Source organism: Renibacterium salmoninarum ATCC 33209, from assembly GCF_000018885.1.
In the GTDB taxonomy this organism is placed as follows: Bacteria; Actinomycetota; Actinomycetes; order Actinomycetales; family Micrococcaceae; genus Renibacterium; species Renibacterium salmoninarum.
On record NC_010168.1, the window covers coordinates 1,655,401 to 1,673,849 of the forward strand.

At 56.7% G+C, this 18,449-nt stretch carries 15 protein-coding genes and 2 pseudogenes; 6 read left to right on the top strand and 11 right to left on the bottom strand.

The features are described 5' to 3' along the window. Window positions 1-215: 215 nt before the first annotated feature. Window positions 216-530, top strand: a complete 315-nt coding sequence (locus RSAL33209_RS19235) for a trypsin-like serine protease (protein ID WP_280513518.1) — start codon at window positions 216-218, stop codon at window positions 528-530. Then, window positions 500-931 (top strand): S1 family serine peptidase, encoded by a 432-nt coding sequence (locus RSAL33209_RS19240; RefSeq protein WP_012245307.1) that lies wholly within the window; start codon window positions 500-502, stop codon window positions 929-931. The genes RSAL33209_RS19235 and RSAL33209_RS19240 overlap by 31 nt, the downstream gene beginning before the upstream one ends. A gap of 114 nt (window positions 932-1,045) precedes the next feature. Here the strand turns inward: RSAL33209_RS19240 and RSAL33209_RS08375 are convergent, their stop codons facing one another. Then, a complete protein-coding gene (locus tag RSAL33209_RS08375; protein WP_012245308.1) occupies window positions 1,046-1,639 on the bottom strand; it encodes a TetR/AcrR family transcriptional regulator in 594 nt (197 codons plus the stop codon). A 120-nt stretch (window positions 1,640-1,759) separates the two neighbouring features. Between RSAL33209_RS08375 and RSAL33209_RS08380 the strand changes: the two genes are divergently transcribed. Beyond that, window positions 1,760-2,860 carry an ABC transporter permease gene (locus RSAL33209_RS08380; RefSeq protein WP_174258544.1) on the top strand — a complete coding sequence of 367 codons (1,101 nt, stop codon included), beginning with the start codon at window positions 1,760-1,762 and terminating at the stop codon, window positions 2,858-2,860. A 76-nt stretch (window positions 2,861-2,936) separates the two neighbouring features. On the opposite strand, the gene RSAL33209_RS08385 is transcribed toward RSAL33209_RS08380, so the two are convergent. From RSAL33209_RS08385 to dnaK, 4 genes are all read right to left on the bottom strand, one after another. Next, window positions 2,937-3,362, bottom strand: coding sequence for a heat shock protein transcriptional repressor HspR (locus RSAL33209_RS08385; RefSeq protein WP_012245310.1), 426 nt, complete (start codon window positions 3,360-3,362; stop codon window positions 2,937-2,939). A 3-nt stretch (window positions 3,363-3,365) separates the two neighbouring features. Beyond that, entirely contained in the window at window positions 3,366-4,334 is a 969-nt protein-coding gene (locus RSAL33209_RS08390) for a DnaJ C-terminal domain-containing protein (RefSeq protein WP_041685450.1), read from the bottom strand. Between the two features lie 95 nt (window positions 4,335-4,429). Next, a complete protein-coding gene (locus RSAL33209_RS08395; protein ID WP_012245312.1) occupies window positions 4,430-5,020 on the bottom strand; it encodes a nucleotide exchange factor GrpE in 591 nt (196 codons plus the stop codon). A gap of 2 nt (window positions 5,021-5,022) precedes the next feature. Beyond that, window positions 5,023-6,894: a molecular chaperone DnaK gene (dnaK, locus tag RSAL33209_RS08400; protein WP_012245313.1), complete on the bottom strand. Its 1,872-nt coding sequence runs from the start codon at window positions 6,892-6,894 to the stop codon at window positions 5,023-5,025. A gap of 257 nt (window positions 6,895-7,151) precedes the next feature. On the opposite strand from dnaK, the gene RSAL33209_RS17065 reads away from it, so the two are divergent. Beyond that, entirely contained in the window at window positions 7,152-7,514 is a 363-nt protein-coding gene (locus tag RSAL33209_RS17065; RefSeq protein ID WP_012245314.1) for a TetR-like C-terminal domain-containing protein, read from the top strand. Here RSAL33209_RS17065 and RSAL33209_RS08410 read toward each other — a convergent pair. The 5 genes and pseudogenes from RSAL33209_RS08410 to RSAL33209_RS08435 form a co-directional block, all read right to left on the bottom strand. Next, window positions 7,500-10,718: an efflux RND transporter permease subunit gene (locus RSAL33209_RS08410; RefSeq protein ID WP_012245315.1), complete on the bottom strand. Its 3,219-nt coding sequence runs from the start codon at window positions 10,716-10,718 to the stop codon at window positions 7,500-7,502. The two genes, RSAL33209_RS17065 and RSAL33209_RS08410, sit on opposite strands and share 15 nt — an antisense overlap. A 39-nt stretch (window positions 10,719-10,757) precedes the next feature. Then, window positions 10,758-12,245 carry a malate:quinone oxidoreductase gene (locus tag RSAL33209_RS08415; RefSeq protein WP_012245316.1) on the bottom strand — a complete coding sequence of 496 codons (1,488 nt, stop codon included), beginning with the start codon at window positions 12,243-12,245 and terminating at the stop codon, window positions 10,758-10,760. A 152-nt stretch (window positions 12,246-12,397) separates the two neighbouring features. Beyond that, on the bottom strand, window positions 12,398-14,041 hold the full coding sequence (locus tag RSAL33209_RS08420; RefSeq protein ID WP_012245317.1) for an ABC transporter substrate-binding protein: 1,644 nt from the start codon (window positions 14,039-14,041) through the stop codon (window positions 12,398-12,400). A 152-nt stretch (window positions 14,042-14,193) separates the two neighbouring features. Beyond that, window positions 14,194-15,459, bottom strand: a pseudogene (locus RSAL33209_RS17070) (IS3 family transposase). A 12-nt stretch (window positions 15,460-15,471) separates the two neighbouring features. Further along, window positions 15,472-15,822, bottom strand: a complete 351-nt coding sequence (locus RSAL33209_RS08435; RefSeq protein ID WP_012245319.1) for an alpha/beta hydrolase — start codon at window positions 15,820-15,822, stop codon at window positions 15,472-15,474. A gap of 255 nt (window positions 15,823-16,077) precedes the next feature. On the opposite strand from RSAL33209_RS08435, the pseudogene RSAL33209_RS18720 reads away from it, so the two are divergent. Both RSAL33209_RS18720 and RSAL33209_RS18725 read left to right on the top strand, forming a co-directional pair. Then, window positions 16,078-16,326: pseudogene (locus RSAL33209_RS18720) on the top strand (recombinase family protein); the annotation flags it as partial. Window positions 16,327-16,396: 70 nt separating this feature from the next. Beyond that, window positions 16,397-16,681 (top strand): helix-turn-helix domain-containing protein, encoded by a 285-nt coding sequence (locus RSAL33209_RS18725; RefSeq protein WP_267895891.1) that lies wholly within the window; start codon window positions 16,397-16,399, stop codon window positions 16,679-16,681. A gap of 89 nt (window positions 16,682-16,770) precedes the next feature. Here RSAL33209_RS18725 and RSAL33209_RS08445 read toward each other — a convergent pair whose 3' ends face one another. Next, complete coding sequence (locus RSAL33209_RS08445; protein WP_233494158.1) at window positions 16,771-18,165, bottom strand: LCP family protein; 1,395 nt, start codon at window positions 18,163-18,165, stop codon at window positions 16,771-16,773. Between the last annotated feature and the right edge of the window lie 284 nt (window positions 18,166-18,449).

Genomic DNA, 18,449 nt, shown 5'->3' on the forward strand with positions numbered 1-18,449 from the left:
TCCGTCGATTCATTCGACGGGGCCTCCAGCTTTATTCGGAAGAATGATGCCTACTTCAGGGCGTTTGGCGGATATTTTCAGACACAGCCCAGTCTTCCAGTGGAAGTTTGGAGCCTCCGCGTGATTAGCGCAGAGCTCTGGTCTTTGCCAAAAGACCCCAAACCTCAACATGAAGGATGACAATGCAAAAGAGCGTCAAAGCCGCCCTCTTGGGTATGGTCGAACTCGGTCTAGTATTCGCCGGCACCAGCACCGCGACCGCCTCAGCAAGCGCACCGCCAAGCCCTAGAATCGTCGGCGGAACTAGTGCAAGCATCAATGACTTCCTGTCCATCGTTGCCGTCAATAAGGCAAACAACGGCGGCCACTGCGGTGGCACCCTGATTGCGCCCAACAAAGTGCTCACCGCCGCGCACTGCGTTACTGCTGACGATGGATCACTGAATTCCACGAGCTTTTTCTCCATCAGTGGCGGCAGCGCCAACCGGACTACATCAGCGTGGAGAACGGTAACGACATTGCCATCTTGACCCTGGACACCAATTTTTCCGGCCCAGTAGCCACGCTAGAAACTGATCCATCTGCCTACGTAACTGGCGCCGACGTCACCACGTTGGGCTGGGCTAACACCCAAGTCGGCCCCAACCCGGATCCGGAGCAATTACGTAAAGTTACCGTGCCGCTAGTCAGCGACTCGGCCTGTTCCGGCAGCTATGGCAGCGATTACAAAAAGGGCACGATGGTCTGCGCCGGATTCGAAGATGGCGCTAAAGATTCCTGCGATTGCGACTCTGGCAGCCCGCTAGTAAAGAATGGCCGACTTGTTGGCGTTATTTCTTGGGGGCACGGTTGCGCCAAGCCAAAGGAATACGGCATCTACGCTCGCGTAACCAGCTTCATCGACCAGATCAACGCACAGCTTGGTAAGTAGACCTTCGCCGCACTCGTAGCGAAGCTCTCCCCGTCGGATGCATTTCCGGCTTAGGGATAGTCAATGCACCCTAGCAACGACTATCGCTATGTCGGAAATGCATCCGACACGGCTTTAAAGCGTTGCGAGCAGCGCATCTACGCCAGCGATGTAGCTGTCGGCATCCTTGTCTTGAGACATTGACCTTCGCACAACATAACCCTGACAAAGGCCGACGACGGCGGGAGCCAGTAGTTGCGCTTTTGCCTTAGCGTCGGCATCTTCGCAACCCTTTTTGCGGAGAAACCAGCGGTAAAGATACTCCGCCATCTGCCCGGTGAGCTCTCTAACCGCAGCTGCCGCGACCGCACGAATTGATTCCGTCTGCACCGCTTCGCCCCAGACTTGAAGGGCAAGCCCGGTCTTAGCGTGCTCTGGCATGCTGTGCAAAAACCTTACAATCGCCTCGCTGGGCGGCAGGATGTTATCGCCCTCAGCGAGCTCCAGCACCGCACCGATTCGCTCTTGAAGCATCCCGCGCGCTGCGTCCGCGGTTAGATCTTCCTTACCCCGGTAATAGACATAAATTGCGCCAGCAGAAAGCCCCGACTCGGTCAGAATATCCGCCATCGAGGTGGCAGAGAATCCGTTTCGCGCAAAACAGGCTAGTGCGGCGTCTTGAATCCGTTGGCGCATCTGTTCTCGGTGCGCATCAGTCACTTTGGGCATGGCTTCAGACTACCAAAACGAATGATCCTTTTTGACAAATTGTCGAATGAGTCAATAATAGTGAACGAACATTCGTTTTTAAACTGTGCGAAGCGCCCTCCGCAACTAAGGATACTCCATATGTCCGCCATCAACCCACACACCCCTTGGCCCGTCGTGGCCCGTACTGCACTGCTCGCGGCAGTGGCAGTCTGCGTCGTACTACTCGCCTTCGCCTGGCCCAGCGTCACCGCAAAAGTGCAGCAATTGCCGGTAGCTGTCATTGGCAGCACGGAACAGGTGGCTCAGCTGAGCCAAAAAGCACCCGAGGGCGCCTTGGATATCAAGACCGCACCTGACCGGGCGGATGCTGCGCACAAAATTGAACAACGCGAGATCTACGGCGCGATCATTCTGGGCAACCAACCAGAAATCCTCGTTTCCAGTGCCGCCAGTCCGCTTGCCGCCCAAATGCTGACTCAAATCGGCGGGCAGCTGCAATCGCAGATTCAACAACAAGCCATCGCTGGGTTGCAAAAAGCACTCACCCAAGGCCTCCCTGCGGGAGCAGCGGCTGGTGCTCCTGCCACCATCCCCACGGTCAAGATCACCGACGTCGTGCCGCTTTCTCCCGACGACGCACGCGGAACCGGGCTGGCAGTTGCTGGACTCCCGCTAGCCATGGGTGGAATTGTTGGCGGCGTCTTGATTTCGTTGCTGGTTACCGGGACCTGGCGACGGCTTGCCGCAGTGGGTGGGTACGCGGTTCTAGGCGGTCTAGGCCTGACGTCGATCATGCAGGGTTGGCTGCATATTCTGCAAGGAGATTTCTTACTGAATGCCTTGGCAATCTTCCTCGCGGTTGGCGCCACCGCGGCCGCGATCGTTGGCTTCAACGCGTTCATCGGCCGAGCTGGCATTGCCGTCGGATCGGTTCTGACAATGTTCATCGGGAACCCGCTCTCTTCGCTAACTCAGCCGAAGGAGTTCTTGCCGGGTCCGTGGGGCGAGATCGGTCAATGGTTTGTGCCGGGCTCCTCCGGCACGCTTCTTCGGGACCTTTCTTACTTCCCCGAGACGAACACCACGTTCCCCTGGCTGGTTCTGGCCGGCTGGTTGGTTGCTGGCGTGGTTTTGACCATGGTGGGTCACTTCAGGGATCAGTCTGGAATTCCGCAACACGAGAACGTCGTTGAAGAGCAAGTTGCCGAGCATCGCGGCGCACATATGGCGTCGGTATAACCAATCATTTTTACTGCACAAAAAAGTGGGGCCCTGGGAGTTCCAGAGCCCCACTTTTGAGATGTTTTTACGTTTTCTAGGTGTCTTTGTGATGCCGGTGCGGTCGCCACACAACTACCGCCTGGCTTCTGGCCTGTGGGCGTTGCCCCCGACTCAAACTCACCACATCGCCGGCCACGCCAGCCGCGAAAACTCTGGCGGCGTCCCCGCGAAGAGCAAGCTGTTCAGCGAGCTCTTTTACTTTGGACTGCAAAGCGGCAACTTGGTTTTCCAACTGCATAATCCGCTTGATGCCTTCCAAAGAGACTCCCGCTTGGGAGAGCCGCTGGATTTCGCGCAACATATCGACGTCGTGCTGTGAGTATCGGCGCGATCGCCCCGGTGCCCGGCTCGGCGAAACCAAGCCAAAACGGTCATACTGCCTCAGCGTCTGAGGGTGCATTTCTGCCAACTCGGCAGCAACTGAGATGACGTAAACCGGGGCGTAGTTTTCCACGGCCATGATTTACAACTTTGCCTTGGCAGCCAGCTCAGCACGCGGATCGCCGTCCGCGGTAGCCGCAGCGAAATCCTTTACCGCCTGCTCAGTTTCCTTACTCAGTTTCTGCGGCACCGCGACGTCGATCGTGACCAGCAGATCGCCGGTAGCTTTCGACGTCGTAATGCCTTTGCCTTTGACCCGCAAAGTTCGGCCGGAGGGCGTGCCTGCGGCCACCCGGACCTTGACTGTTTCGCCATCGAGCGTCGGCACCGAAATGTCCGCGCCCAAAGCTGCCTCAGGGAAGCTCACTGGGACGTGGATTCGAATGTTGTCACCGTCCCGGACGAAGAAGTCATGTGGTTTTACGTGTACCGCGACCATAAGATCGCCCGGACCCGCCGCGCCCGGCTGCCCCTTGCCGCGGACCCTGACTTTCTGGCCGTCCTTAATGCCAGCAGGGATGCGAACGTCAATCACATCCCCATCTGGTTCACGGAGGCCAATCGTGGTTCCGTTAATGGACCCGGCGAAGGAAATAGTGGTCTGCGCATTGCGATCCGCACCCTTGGTTGGGCGCGGTTGTTGGTAGCCCTGGTATGCGCCGCCGAAAATATCGGCAAATTCCGGTGGCAGGCCAGAACTGTCATACCCACGGGTCCTTGCACCGCCGCGCGAACCATTGAACAAGCCGCCGAACATGTCGTCAAAGCCTGCTCCGCTTTGCCCGCCGGCGCCACCAGCGCTAAACCTTGCGCCGGAGCCCATTGCCCGAATCGCGTCGTATTGCTCACGATCTTCAGCGTTGGATAGCACTGAATAGGCTTCAGAGATGTCTTTGAATTTCTTCTCTGCAGCAGCATCGCCTTGGTTCTGATCCGGGTGGAACTTCCGGGCCATCTTGCGATACGTCTTCTTAATGTCCGCGTCGCTGGCGTCCTTGGAGACACCGAGGATCGCGTAAAAGTCCTTATCGACCCAGTCTTGACTAGCCAAGGTATCTCCTTTCGTCACTCTCTATTCGTCGAGTGTCGAGATATGGCGGCTTTGATCGCCTAATAACGACCATATCTCGACACTCGGCGGGGTGGTTACTCCGGAACTGCAACGATCACGTGGGCGGCGCGCAGGACTCGATCGCCCTTGCGGTAGCCCGCGCGAAGGACCTGGCTGACTGAGTCAGCTTGGACCTCGGCGCTTGGCTGCTGGATGAGCGCCTCGTGCACGTTCGGATCAAATTCGACGCCGATCTGGTCAATGCGCTCCAGACCATAGGTCTTCAGTGCAGTTTCGAGCTTCGCGGCAATCGCGGCAAACGGTCCGTCGGTAAGGTCACCGTGCGTACGGGCCGCGTCGACGTCGTCGAGCACCGGAAGCAGCGAGTTCAATACACCGATGACGGCGCTCTCCCCCGCGACTGCCCGGTCCCGCTCAACGCGTTTGCGGTAGTTCACGTACTCAGCCTGCAGGCGCAGCAGATCGTTCTTGAGCTCTGCCGCATCTAGCTCGCTGTCGTCCGCCATTCCGGTGCCTTGGGCAACCGACTCATCGGCCGGAACCTCAGCGTTATTCAGGATGTCTTCAACCTGCGCCAACGGATCCTGGTCTTCGGCCGAGGAACCAGTCTGATTGGCCGGCTCCCCTGCCTCGCCCTTTTCGGGGTTCATGTCCTGATCAGACATGGCTACTTCTTCTCGTTCTTCGGTTCTTCGTCCACGATTTCTGCGTCAACGATGTCCTCCTCAGGCTTTGCCTCACCCGCCGGAGCACCAGCAGCGTCGCCAGCCGGAGCAGCACCTTCAGCCTGAGTGGAAGCGTAGATCGCTTCGCCAAGCTTGGTCTGCGAAGCCTGCAACTTCTCCGAAGCAGCCTTGACGGCGTACTCGTCGGTGCCGGCGAGCGCGGCCTTGAGGCTTTCGACGTCGGCCTTGACCTCAGTCTTGACCTCTTCCGGCAACTTGTCGTCGTTCTCGGAGAGAATCTTGTCTACCGAGTAGGCGAGCTGCTCAGCGCTGTTGCGCACATCGGCCTGTTCGCGACGAGTCTTGTCCTCGGCAGCGTGCGCCTCGGCGTCAGCAACCATCCGCTCGATGTCTTCCTTGGAAAGCGAGGAACCACCGGTGATGGTCATCGATTGTTCCTTGCCAGTGCCCTTGTCTTTAGCGGACACGTGCACAATGCCGTTGGCATCGATGTCGAAGGTGACCTCGACCTGCGGCACACCACGCTGAGCTGGCGCGATGCCGGTCAGCTCAAAGGTACCCAGCGGCTTGTTGTCGCGAGTGAATTCGCGCTCGCCCTGGAAAACCTGGATAGCAACCGAAGGCTGGTTGTCATCAGCGGTGGTGAAGGTTTCAGACCGCTTGGTCGGGATCGCGGTGTTGCGCTCGATCAGCTTGGTCATCACCCCACCCTTGGTTTCAATGCCCAGCGAAAGCGGAGTGACGTCAATGAGCAGCACGTCTTTACGCTCACCCTTGAGTACACCAGCCTGCAGGGCAGCGCCGACGGCGACTACCTCGTCCGGGTTGACGCCCTTGTTCGGGTCCTTGCCGCCAGCGAGCTGCTTGACCAGTTCGGTCACGGCAGGCATACGGGTGGAACCACCAACGAGCACAATGTGATCAATGTCAGAAACCTTGATGCCGGCTTCAGCGATAACGTCGTTGAACGGCTTCTTGGTGCGCTCGAGCAGATCCGAGGTCAGTTCCTGGAACTTGGCGCGGGTCAGCTGCTCATCCAAGTGCACCGGGCCATCAGGGGTGACGGAGAGGTACTGAAGTGAGATGTTGGTACTGGTTGCCGAGGAGAGTTCCTTCTTGGCTTGCTCAGCAGCTTCACGCAGACGCTGTAGCGCGATTTTGTCCTTGGACAGGTCGATGCCTTTGACCTTGAGCTGGTTCAGCAAGTAGTCAACGACGCGCTGATCCCAGTCGTCGCCGCCCAGGCGGTTGTCGCCGGAGGTAGCGCGAACCTGGATGGTGGAGAAGCCGTCGTCGTCCTTGCCAACTTCGAGCAACGAGACGTCGAAGGTGCCGCCGCCGAGGTCGAAGACCAAGATGAGTTCGTCTTCTTTACCCTTGTCCAAGCCGTATGCCAAAGCAGCCGCGGTGGGCTCGTTGACAATACGCAACACGTTCAAGCCAGCGATTTCACCGGCTTCTTTGGTGGCCTGACGCTCGGCGTCGTTGAAGTAGGCCGGCACGGTGATGACGGCGTCGGTGACCTTTTCGCCCAGGTAGGACTCGGCATCGTTCTTAAGCTTCATCAGAGTACGCGCGGAGATTTCCTGCGCGGTGTACTTCTTGTCATCGATGTCAATAGTCCAGTCAGTGCCCATGTGGCGCTTGACCGAAGCAATGGTGCGATCGATGTTGTTAACTGCCTGGCGCTTGGCGATTTCGCCGACCAGGACCTCGCCGCTCTTCGAAAAAGCGACAACAGAGGGAGTGGTGCGGCCGCCTTCAGCGTTCGCAATGACGGTGGGCTCGCCGCCTTCGAGGACTGAAACCACCGAGTTAGTGGTTCCGAGGTCGATGCCTACTGCGCGTGACATATTTTACCTTTCAGGGTTTCTTTCGAGATTGAGTGTTCTGAGCTCAAGTCTACAGTTGAGCGAAGTGTTGTCAAGTTAGAGTTGAGTCGATGACGCTCAACTCTCGGGTTGACCACGAAACGCCCCACGCGGACAACTCACGAAGAGCTGCGCAGCTCCTGCCTCAGCGCTTCAGTGATTCGCCCGAGCGAAGGACCGAACTGGCACTGAGCGGCCGGGCTCAGTAAATCCAGCACCAGTCGGCGAACCTGCGCAAGATGAGCGGGTGCACTAGCAGCAAGCTTTGCCTGACCAGCTTCAGTAAGTACCGCAAGCGTGTAGCGGCCATCTACTTCGTCCGGCTCCCGCGTCGCCCACCCCTCGCGCTCGCATCTAGTGACGGCCTGTGGAATGGGCGGGGATCTCTTATGACCAACGTCATTGCACGTGCGATGGATCGCGGTGAAATTGGACCCGGTTCAGTGGATGAGCGAGTCCTTCGGCTGCCGATTGACCTTTTTCGTTACGAGGTGCTGTGGACTATGCACGCCGTGCCGGAACAGACTATCGAGGAAATTCTCGATCTGGTCTTCCTGCCGTTAGTGACCCGGCAGGAAGACCAGATTTTACGGGTTCGCTGAACGGCGACCCTTGACCTTCGGAATGGCCCCGGTAGTCCAATCTTGCGAGGTATAGCCTTCGGGTAACTGGGTGGCCTCTGGGACGACCTGTAAGTCTTTGAGCAGCCGGCGACGTTCGCGACCACCTTCTACCAAGCGGTAAAGCGCCGGTACCAAGATCAGAGTCAGCACGGTGGAAGAAATGAGGCCACCAACCACCACGATCGCCAAGGGTTGCGAAATGAATCCTCCGCCGCCAGTCACACCAAGCGCCATCGGCGTCAACGCGAAGACAGTAGCTAGCGCAGTCATCAGAATAGGACGTAGACGGTGTCGAGCACCGTACTCGATGGCCTCGGCAACGTTCTTGCCGGCCTGACCGGGCGAAGATTTTCGGGACTGGTTAATCAAGTCGATGAGGACAATGGCGTTGGTCACCACAATGCCCACTAACATCAACATGCCGATCAAGGACGGCAAACCCACGGGGACCCGAGTAATCAAAAGCAAGCCAATTGCACCGGTTGCAGCAAACGGGATCGATACCAGCAAAATAAGCGGCTGGACCAGAGACTTAAAGGTCGCCACCATAATCACGTAGACAATGGCGATTGCGGCCAAAAGCGCCAGGCCCAATTGGCCAAATGACTCACGTTGCTGGGTTGTTGCACCACCGATCGTGGCGGTGGCTCCGGCCGGCAATTTAGCCTCGTCAAGCTTCTTCTGTACCACTGTGTTGAGCGAGCCAAGATCATTTCCGGTCGGCGTCAAAGAGATTTTGGCGCTACGTTGACCGTTACTCGAGGTGATGCTGCTCGGTACGTCGACCTGCTTGACGCTGGCAAGCGAAGACAAAGGCACCGGACCGGCTCCGGTTTGGATCGGAGCGTTTCCTAAAGCATCAATTGAGGTGAATTGCGTTCCCTTGCCGATCTGAACTTTATAGTCGGTAGTGTCGATGCGAACTGTCCCGGCGGGAATCGGGCTCACCGTCGCGGCAAGTACCGCAGCGACTTGTTGCTCGTTCAAACCGGCTGCAACCACTTTGGCCCGGTCCACACTGATCTGGACTACCGGGTTTGCCACCGAGAGGTTGCTGGTGATGTCCCGAGTGTCCGGAACGTCCTTGACCGCAGCTAGTACGGCGTCATTCGCTTTTTGCAGATCGGCGCTGTTGCTGGACTTGATGTTGATATCCACGGTGCTTGAGGTGCCCAAGCCTCCGCCAGATGAACCAAGTTTGATCGTACCGGCGTCTTTTATGCCATCTAGCGAGGAACGAACTGAGTTTCGCAGCTTCGCTTGGTCAACCTTTTCGTCGGTAACTACCTGGAAGCTAGCGGTTGTTGTTCCGGCGGCAAAGAACGACGATAGCCCGCCGGAGGAATTGCCAATTGTTACCTGGACATCTTCGACGCCACCAATGCCATGCAACGCATCTTCGACCTTCTTTGCGGCCTCGCTAGTGGCGTCAAGGCTAGTACCTGCGGGCAGCGTCTGAGTAATAGAAATCGAATTCTGCCCAGAGTCGCCTAGCAGATTTTGCGGTAGCAGCGGAGTCATCGCGAACGTGGCTGCGAGGATGACCACTCCGGCGGTCACCGTCCAAATCGGATGTTTCTGGGTGCCGCGAAGGATTGGCAAGTAACCGCGCTGCAGCCAGCCTTTGCGTTCTTTCTCCTCGATAGCAGCAATAGCTGTCGCTTTTTCTTCGGGAGTCTGCTGGGCAAGCCCCGCAGCAGTTTTCGGTGCTCGCAAGAACCAGTAAGCCAATACCGGCACAATAGTGAGCGAGACCAAGAGCGAAGCGATGAGCGCGATCGTCACGGTCAGGGCGAATGGCCGGAAGAGTTCGCCAGCAATGTTGCCAACAAAGGCAATCGGCGCAAACACCGCGACGGTAGTTAGTGTTGACGCGGTGACGGCGCCAGCTACCTCTTTGATAGCAGCGGTGATCGCAGTGAGTTTATCTTCGCCATAACTTTGATGACGTTTGATGTTTTCAATCACCACAATGGAATCGTCAACAACGCGTCCGATAGCGATAGTCAACGCGCCCAAGGTCAAGATGTTGAGCGAGTACTTGCTGGCCCAAAGTCCAATGAGGGTGATGAGCAGGGACAGCGGAATTGAAATTGCCGTAACGATCGTGGAGCGGATCGAAAGCAAGAAGATCAAGATGATAGCGACGGCGAAGCCCAAACCAAGAAGACCTTCGATGCCAAGATCTTTGATGGACTTTTCGATAAACGGCGCTTGGTCGAACACCATGGTGAAACTGACATTCGAGCCGAGATCTGATTTGAGTTCCGGCAGTAGGGCGTTGATTGCGTGCGAAACGGTGACGGTATCTGCTTCAGGCTTTTTAGTCACCGAAAGCGCAAGCGTCGGTTTGCCGTTCGTCCGGGTGATTGAAGTGGTCGGGTTGTCCTGCAGCGAAACGTCCGCGATCGAACCGATGGTCGACGGCGCAGCTCCAGCTTTTGCGCCACCGAGCGGCAAAGCCTTGACGGCGTCGAGCGAATCTACTGGGCTGCCAATTTGCATGGAGAGCGATTTGCCTTGGTCGGTGATGCTACCGGCCGGAATGAGTGCACCGTTATTTTTCAACGCATCGCTGATGGAGGTAATGGGAAGACCGGCGGCGGCCAGTTTAGCGACGTCTGGCATGATCTCAATGTGCTGACGATTTGCGCCGGTTACATCTGCGCCACGGACACCGTCTACCTTCAAGACCTTTGGCACGGCGATCCGTTGCAGGTCGCTGTTGAGCTCAGCGAGTGACTTATCTGAGGAGACCGCCATGTAAAGGATCGGGAAGTCACTGACGCTGCCGGCTATGGCCTGCGGCTGCACATCGGTTGGGAGTTGTTGCCGGGCATTGGCAATCGCACGATCAATCTGATTCCGGGCTCGGTCCAGATTGGTGCCGTAGGAGAAAGTCAGGCTGATCGTCGAAACTCCGCTGCGCGAAGTAGAACTTGACGAGTCTAAATTCTCGACGGCGTTGAGCGCGGTTTCTAGCGGCCGGCTGATCTGGGCATCCACAACCTCGGGCGAAGCGCCCGGCATCGCGGAGATGACGCTGATTTGGGGAAACTCAATGGACGGGATGAGCTCCTGTTTGAGCGAGCCGGCAGAAATCACCCCGAAGACCGCGGCAAAAATGGTGATAAGCGCTATTAGTGCGCGATTGCCCAAGGACAAAGTGGCCAAACGGAACATCGATTGTCTCCCAGAGGTTGCCCGGTGGTCTTAAGTTGTTTAGTCCAACTGCAAGGTGGCTGCAGTCCTGGCCATCGTGGCTGCGGCCAGTTCCGCATTGTCGTTGAGCTTGGTCCCCAATGTAGGAATCATATCTTTGAGTTGATCTTGCCACTGTAATTTGAATTCGCGGGGGAAGCATCGTTGCAAAAGCTCTAGCATGATGGGCACCGCGGTCGAGGCGCCCGGTGATGCTCCTAGTAAAGCGCCGATTGATCCGTCAGATGAGGTGATCACTTCAGTGCCGAACTGAAGAATACCGCCCTGTTTGCGGTCCTTCTTCATAATTTGTACACGCTGACCGGCAGTAATCAGTTCCCAATCGTTCCCGTCAGCTTGCGGGAAGTACTCCTGCATCGCGGTGACCTTAGACGAGCGAGTCTTAAGCACTTCCGAAACGAGGTACTTAGTCAAGCCAAGATTGTGCAATCCAGCGGCGGCCATCGGGTAAATATTCGATGGTCGAATCGAAAGCGGCAAGTCCCACAATGAGCCGGATTTGAGGAAGTTTGTCGAGAAGCCAGCGTAGGGGCCAAAGAGCAGCGATTTCTTGCCGCCGACGTATCGAGTGTCCAAGTGCGGAACCGACATTGGCGGCGCTCCCACCGAAGCCTGGCCATAAACTTTCGCGCTGTGCTGCGCGGCGATTTCCTCATTGGTGCAGCGGAAGAACTGTCCCGAGACCGGGAAACCACCATAGCCTTTACCCTGGGGAATTCCGCTGCGTTGCAACAGGTGTAAAGCGCCACCGCCACTACCGATGAAAACGAATCGCGCTTTGATCGCACCGTGCTCACCAGAGGCTTTGTGCTTGAGTTTCAGATGCCAGCGCTTATCCGTGCCGCGTTGAATGTCGGTGACGGTCGTTCCGTAATTGATCTCGGCGTCGTTATTGCCCAAATACCCCACGAGTTCCTTGGTAAGTTGACCAAAGTCGACGTCGGTCCCTTCAGCAGCTCGGGTGGCCGCCACCGGGCCGTTACCGGAACGGCCTTTCATTACTAGCGGAGCCCATTTTTCAATCTGACTCGGATCAGAACTGAATTCCATCGAGGAAAACAACGGGTTAGGCTTCAAGGCCTCGTAGCGGGTGCGAAGAAAATCGGTGTGGTCCTTGCCCATAACGAAGGACATATGCGGAACCGTGTTGATGAAGTTTTTTGGTGAACCGATGAATTGCTTATCAACCATATGGGACCAGAACTGGCGCGAAAGCTGGAATTGCTCATTGATGGCCAAGGCTTTGGATGCCTCGACGCTGCCGTCTTTCGCTGCGGGCGTGTAGTTCAGCTCGCAGAGTGCGGAGTGCCCGGTTCCAGCGTTATTCCAAGGTCCAGAAGACTCTTGGCCCAGCTCATTGAGCTGCTCGAATACGACTACTGACCAATCGGGCTGAATCTGGCGAATCATCGCGCCCAGGGTCGCGCTCATGATGCCGCCGCCGATAAAGACGACGTCGGCTTCTTTGGTCTGCGAAATGAAGGTCACGGTCCGTCTCCAAAAGCTACTGTGCTGGTTGAGAATCTAGTGCTTGACACGCGCGAATCCTTGTGTACTGCGTGCTTTAGAAGCGTATCGCGCGGCCAACGACTTCCCTAAATCGCGAGGCGTAGATAACTTTTTCCCAGGCGGTAACGCCGCTAGGAAGCAAGTTTGATTTTATTGAACACTTCGTTCAACACCGGGCTAACCGGGTAGCTGGTGACTTTTGCGGACAGGGCAAGCGCAGAAATGGGAAAGACAATGGGTAGCGCAGGCACGGACTGTGCAATGTCAGAGTTGATCGCTTGATAGGCGTCAATTCGATCGGAGCCGTCTGGAAGGGTTCGAGCACGGGCGATTTTGCTAGCCAGTTGAGAGTCGGCTGGCCCGAGCTCACCATTGGAAGCACCAAAAAGCGGGCCGACGAAATTATCCGGATCCGAGTAGGATCCTTGGCTACCGAGCAAGTCAAAAGCGTGGGTTCCGGCGGAACTGACCTTCGCTAAGTAGTTATCTGACCACTCGATCGGCACCGGCTTGATATTGAAGCCAACGGCGGTGAGCTGAGCTGAGATCTCGGCGTAGATTTTCTCAGGGCTCGGTAAGTAGGGCCTAGTGACATTCAGCGGGTAGTAAAACTCAAGCGGTTCATTCTTATAGCTCGACTCAGAAAGGGTCTTGCGCGCTTTGTCCGGGTCATAGCCGATGCCGGAAACTTGTTTGTTGAATCCGCTCAATTTCGGCGGAATGAATTGATTCGTGGGTGCGGAACCATCGATGAAGAAGCTCTTGACAATGGCATCTTTGTTGATCGCCATCGCAACAGCCTGCCTGGCCTTGAGGTCTGCCATCACCGGAAGCTGTTGATTCATCCCGATGTACATCACCGAAAATGGATCGCGTTGCAATACTTGCAGACCATGTTTGACTAGCGGATCGTAATTGTCCGTGGTGACTGAATCGTAGCCATCGATTTTTCCGGTGAGTAGCGCCTGAAGCCGTTCTTGGGACTGCCGGTAGGTCACAAAATTTACGGTTTGAATTTGCCCTTTATCGCCCCAATAATTTGGGTTTTGACTCAACGTGACGGTGTCGTCTTTCCAGGCCGAAAACTTAAATGGTCCGGTTCCTACCGGATTAAGTCCGAATTTGGATACTTTCGCGGAACCGACCTGCTGGTCTAGGACATCTGCCGTGCTGCTAGTGAGCGCAGCTGGCGAGGCGATGCCAAAAGCCGGTTGGCTCAACGCCTCAACAAAGTTTGTCACCGCAGAGTTCAACGCGATCTTGACCTTGGCGTCGCCTTCGGCTGTGCAGGATTTGAACACAGAGTTCACCGGGTCATTGCTAAAAGCTTTGAACATCTCGCGGAAAACGGCAGGAACTATCGTTGGGTTGTTTTGTGCCGGGTAGTTGAACCAGCGATTAAAATTGGTGCAGACTGCGGTGGCATTAAACGGCTGGCCGTCTTGGAATTTAACGTCGTCTCGAAGGTCAAATTCATAGCTGAAACCGTTGTCTGGGGTTTTCCAACTTGACGCCAAAGCTGGAACAGGCTTGCCGGTCGTTGCGTCGAGAGTGACCAAGCCCTCAAATATCTGCCGCGAAATTCGTTGTGAATCTACATCAGTCACCAAGGCAGGATCAAGACTGGCCGGGTCCGAGGATGCACCAAAGGTGAAAGTTACCGGCGTCGTAGTTGCTGAGCTGCTTGGAGTCGGGGCCGGTTCGGCGGTGCATGCTGCCAAACTGAGCGCCAGAACCGCGGCAGCAGTAACGGGCAGGATGGATCTTCGTCGCACTCGATTTCCGACTTTCTTCTGACTTCAAAAGGCGTGGGGTTCACACCAGTGTAATTCAGCATCCTTGCCAACTGCTGTGACGACCTGCCTAAAGCCAAAGATTCGGCTGCACAATGAACGGGTGAATCGCTCCGGTGTGTCCGGAGGGTTTCTCAGACGATGAGCCTGTCGGCGGCTGCCGTGCTCTGGTAGTGATTGTAGTAGTGGTTTTCTAGCTCTACTGGTGGGATGTCTCCGCAGTACTGGTAGAGCCTTCGGTGGTTGTACCAATCGGCCCATTCAGCGGTGCCGATTTCGACTTCTTCTAGAGTCCGCCAGGGCTTGCCGGGTTTGATCAGCTCGGTCTTATAAAGCCCGTTGATGGTTTCCGCCAAGGCGTTGTCGTAACTATCACCCACAGAACCGATCGAGGGGCGGATACCGGTCTGGGCCAGGCGTTCGGTGAAGGCCAAGGAGGCGTATTGAGCCCCGGCATCGTGATGATGAATCACCCCGGAAATCTCAGCCCCGGCCCGTTCACGACTCCAGATTGCCTGATTAACTGCGTTGAGCACTAGCACGGTGTTCATAGAAGCACTCGCTGACCAGCCCAGGATCCTCCGAGAGTAAGCATCGATCACGAAGGCAACATAGACCCACCCGGACCAGGTCGAAACATAGGTGAAATCAGCTACCCATAGCCGATCCGGTGCCGTTGGTGTGAAATCACGGCGGACCAAGTCCTTCGCTCGGGCTGCCTTCGAGTCTTTGATCGTGGTGCGTTTGACCTTGCCACGGACCGCACCCTGTATGCCAAGTAACCCCATGAGCCGTTCTACCGTGCACCTGGCCACCGGCACACCTTCACGGTTCATCGCCAACCAGACTTTCCTGGTGCCGTAAACCCCGTAATTAGCGGCATACACCTTCTGGATCACGGGCTTGAGCACCTCATCACGTTGTTCTCGGTGAGATCGTGTTTTATCCACCCATTCGTAGTACGTGGACGGGGTGGTCTTCACCCCGTCCCAGTAAGCACCTGGCAGATCGACTCGACACCCCACCGCAATCCATTATTCTCGCGGTGACCGGCATGGTCCTTGATGTATTTCACGATCAGTGTTGTGGCGGTCGAGTTCGACCGCGACAAAAGCTGAAGCACTCCGAAGGATCGCGTTCGCCCGTTTCAGCTCAGCGTTCTCACGCCGTAACCGTTTCAGCTCGGCCGATTCCGTGCTCGTTGTTCCAGTTCTAGTACCAACATCGATCTCGGCTTGCCGGACCCATTTACGCACCGTTTCCGGCACACCCACACCCAAAAGCTGGGCAACTTTTTGCATCGCCGCCCACTCCGAAGATGCACCCTCCATCTCCGCCACCATGCGCACCGTATGATCCTTCAACTCCTGCGGATACCGTGTCGTAGTTTTCCCTGCCATGTCCTGATCCTCTCAAACAAGAAAGTCTCCGGACACACCGGGGCGATTCAGGTTGTCGCCGCTGTAGTCCGACAGCACTGCCTTCAGGCCAGCGACACGCTCTTGAAGTTGACGCGTGGTTACGGTGCGCGGATCGAATCGTTCATGCGTCGGCGCGAGCACCACAAACCCGGCATCGACAAAGCCCTTGAGCAATCCTATGTACCGCCTTGGCTCGCCTCCCGCACCCGGTCCGAAGAGCACGATGCCACATGGTGCTTCTGGAGGCTCAAGGATAAACATACCCAGAAGCATATAGGCAGCCGAAGTCGCAGCGGTGTGCGCGGCACCCGAGCAGACGATGCCCGTAAGCCGGTCTCTCACCGGAGCGTGTGCAGAGGACTTCTGAAATTTTCACAACTGCGTCTTTCCGCAGGGATCAGGTTCCTGTATACCCTGCCGAGAAAAAGCCCGGTGATGGGGTGCTAACCGGGACACACTGCGGCTGGACGCAGCATGTCGACAAACAGTCATTTGTCGACATCCCGAACCTATCGGCGAAACGCTGCGGAAACCATGTCGGAAACACGTGCCGGAAATCAGCGTCGTAAAACCATGCAGCACCGGTATTATCGACACATGTTGATTGGATACGCGCGGGTCTCCACCGCCGACCAAAACCCTGACCACCAAACGGATGCCCTGGCCCGCGCCGGTGTCGACCCGGCAAACATCTACCTCGACCATGCCAGCGGTGCCAAGGCCAGCAGGCCCGAGCTCGACAAGGCCCTCGCCTCGGCCAACCGCGCCGGCGACCAGCTGGTCATCACCCGCCTGGACAGGCTCGGACGCTCGTTGCTCCACCTGGTTACCCTCGGTGCAGCCCTCCGGGAGCGTGGTGTGGGACTACGTGTCCTCGAGCAGGGCATCGACACCACGACCGCGGAAGTGACGTGCGATGTTTGGAATGCTCTCCGTCCTGGCCGAACTCCAACGAGAACTCATCGTCGCCAACACCCGCGACGGGCTCGCCGCCGCCCGCGCCCGCGGGCGAACAGGAGGAAGACGCCCGAAGCTCACCGCCGACCAGGCCCAACACGCCCAGCAGCTCTACGACGCGGGAACCCATACGGTCCAACGCATCGCCGACCTCCTCCAAGTCCCGCGCTCCACCATCTACGGGCACCTCAACAAGGCAAGCATCGGACGGCGCCCCGTCGCCAAAGCGACCCTGGAGGCTTAGCGCTCATTCCGTCCCCATTACTACCAAGACCCCGACTAGGCACGCTAGTGCCGATGGGAAGGGGCGCTGCGGCGCAGAAGTGACCTCGATCAGCGTGGTAAGTCATTGACTTGCTGGCAAACCGTTGGTTGTTGCGCTGTTTGAATCGGCACATCGGTGGGTAGCGGGGTATTGCCAAAGGTTAGGCCCGAACTAAAGTCCTGACCAATGACTATTTGCACGCCACCTAACGCCGGAGCAGAGACTAGATTGCTCGCCGGAATGCCGTACTTTGCCGCGATGTCTTGTGCTACGTCAGCGAAGTTAGAACCGTAAAGTATCTGCGTTGCGGGCTGTACAGCTACTGAGTTACTAATCAGGGACTTGGTATAACCGTCAGAAACTAAACTTTGCAGGATTTCTTGCGACCGTGTCACTAATCCGCTGGCATTACTCACGGTTATGGGCTGGTACGCCTTGTTATAGTTTGGCGTCACCGGGGCTACCGGCGGAGCGCTAGTAACCGGAGCAGACGGTGTTGGTGTTGCGGTCAGATCAGCATCGGAGCGAAGCGCAGAAAAGAGTTGGCTTGCTTCAGGTTGCTTGAGCGCCACTCGACCCGGATCCGGAATATAGCTTGCGGTAGGAACCGTGACGAAGGCAATTTTCGAAAGGTCTACGTCCTTCAACCTTCCAGCCATCGTCAGCAAGGAGGCTGGGCTGGCGAGCCCCGGATCGACGGTCAAATTGCTCGTGACAATGTCTGCGATCTGATAGAGCTTGGGTAGATTGGTCAGCGTGCCTTCGGCTTTGATTTTCCGTGACATTGAAGCCAAGAATGCCTGTTGCGCCTTAATCCGGGCTAAGTCACTGGCGTCACCAAACGCATGCCGAGTCCGCAAGAATGCTAGAGCTTGATCGCCGGCAATGCTCGAAGTTCCGGCCGGCAAGTTCAGGCCAGAGGCTGGATCAACCACTGGCAAGCTCACGCACACGTCCACTCCGCCAAGCGCGGTGGTGAGTTCTTTTACCGCGTTGAAGTCCGCCATCATGAAGTGATCGATAGTCAGGCGAGTAAATTTATTTATGGTCTCCACCGTGCAACCTGGCCCGGCCATGCTTAGCGCGGAATTGAGCTGAATCACCGGCTCCGCAGCAAAAACTTTACCGGTCTTCGGATCCTTGCAACCAGGAAATGGCACCATCAGATCGCGCGGGAAACTCACCATAGAAACGCGCTGGCGATCAGCTGAGATATTCATCAGCATCATGACATCTGAATTGCCGTACCCTGCGGAATCTTGCTCGCTGCCGTAGCTTGCATCCTTGCCGGAGCGGGTATCGGTGCCCATGATGAGCACCTGAATTGCGTCATGATTATCATCGGCAATCGGCGCCGTGGTTCCATCAAGGCCAGCATTAAGGTCTTGGACCTTCACATTGCCTTGCAGTTTGAGAAACAACACCGCACCAATGCCAATACCTGCCACCAAAACTACGCTCACGAGGGCCGCCGACAGCTTTAGCCAGAGCGGTGCTGACCGCCGAGAACGCAAGTGCCGAGGATTCAGATCTGGGTCTTCTCTGGCACGATCAGAGGGGCGCTTTATCGAGGGGCCATTGCCTCCGTCAGCTCGGCGACGACTCATACAGAACTCTATTCGTGGGGTACATGACCTAACTATTATACCCGAATCCAGCTAAATCAATAGCAAAATCCTGCTAATTCGCACTGAGAAATCGCTGTGCAAATGAGAGCAGTTATCACCGACACTGTGAACTTTCGTAG

What these genes read in the sequence shown, in the direction of transcription:
- RSAL33209_RS08380 (WP_174258544.1), top strand. Translation starts at nt 1,760, where the DNA reads ATGTCCGCCATCAACCCACACACCCCTTGGCCCGTCGTGGCCCGTACT.
- RSAL33209_RS17065 (WP_012245314.1), top strand. Translation starts at nt 7,152, where the DNA reads ATGAGCGGGTGCACTAGCAGCAAGCTTTGCCTGACCAGCTTCAGTAAG.
- RSAL33209_RS08395 (WP_012245312.1), bottom strand. Translation starts at nt 5,020, where the DNA reads ATGTCTGATCAGGACATGAACCCCGAAAAGGGCGAGGCAGGGGAGCCG.
- RSAL33209_RS08375 (WP_012245308.1), bottom strand. Translation starts at nt 1,639, where the DNA reads ATGCCCAAAGTGACTGATGCGCACCGAGAACAGATGCGCCAACGGATT.
- RSAL33209_RS18725 (WP_267895891.1), top strand. Translation starts at nt 16,397, where the DNA reads ATGTTTGGAATGCTCTCCGTCCTGGCCGAACTCCAACGAGAACTCATC.
- RSAL33209_RS19235 (WP_280513518.1), top strand. Translation starts at nt 216, where the DNA reads ATGGTCGAACTCGGTCTAGTATTCGCCGGCACCAGCACCGCGACCGCC.
- RSAL33209_RS08385 (WP_012245310.1), bottom strand. Translation starts at nt 3,362, where the DNA reads ATGGCCGTGGAAAACTACGCCCCGGTTTACGTCATCTCAGTTGCTGCC.
- RSAL33209_RS08410 (WP_012245315.1), bottom strand. Translation starts at nt 10,718, where the DNA reads ATGTTCCGTTTGGCCACTTTGTCCTTGGGCAATCGCGCACTAATAGCG.
- dnaK (WP_012245313.1), bottom strand. Translation starts at nt 6,894, where the DNA reads ATGTCACGCGCAGTAGGCATCGACCTCGGAACCACTAACTCGGTGGTT.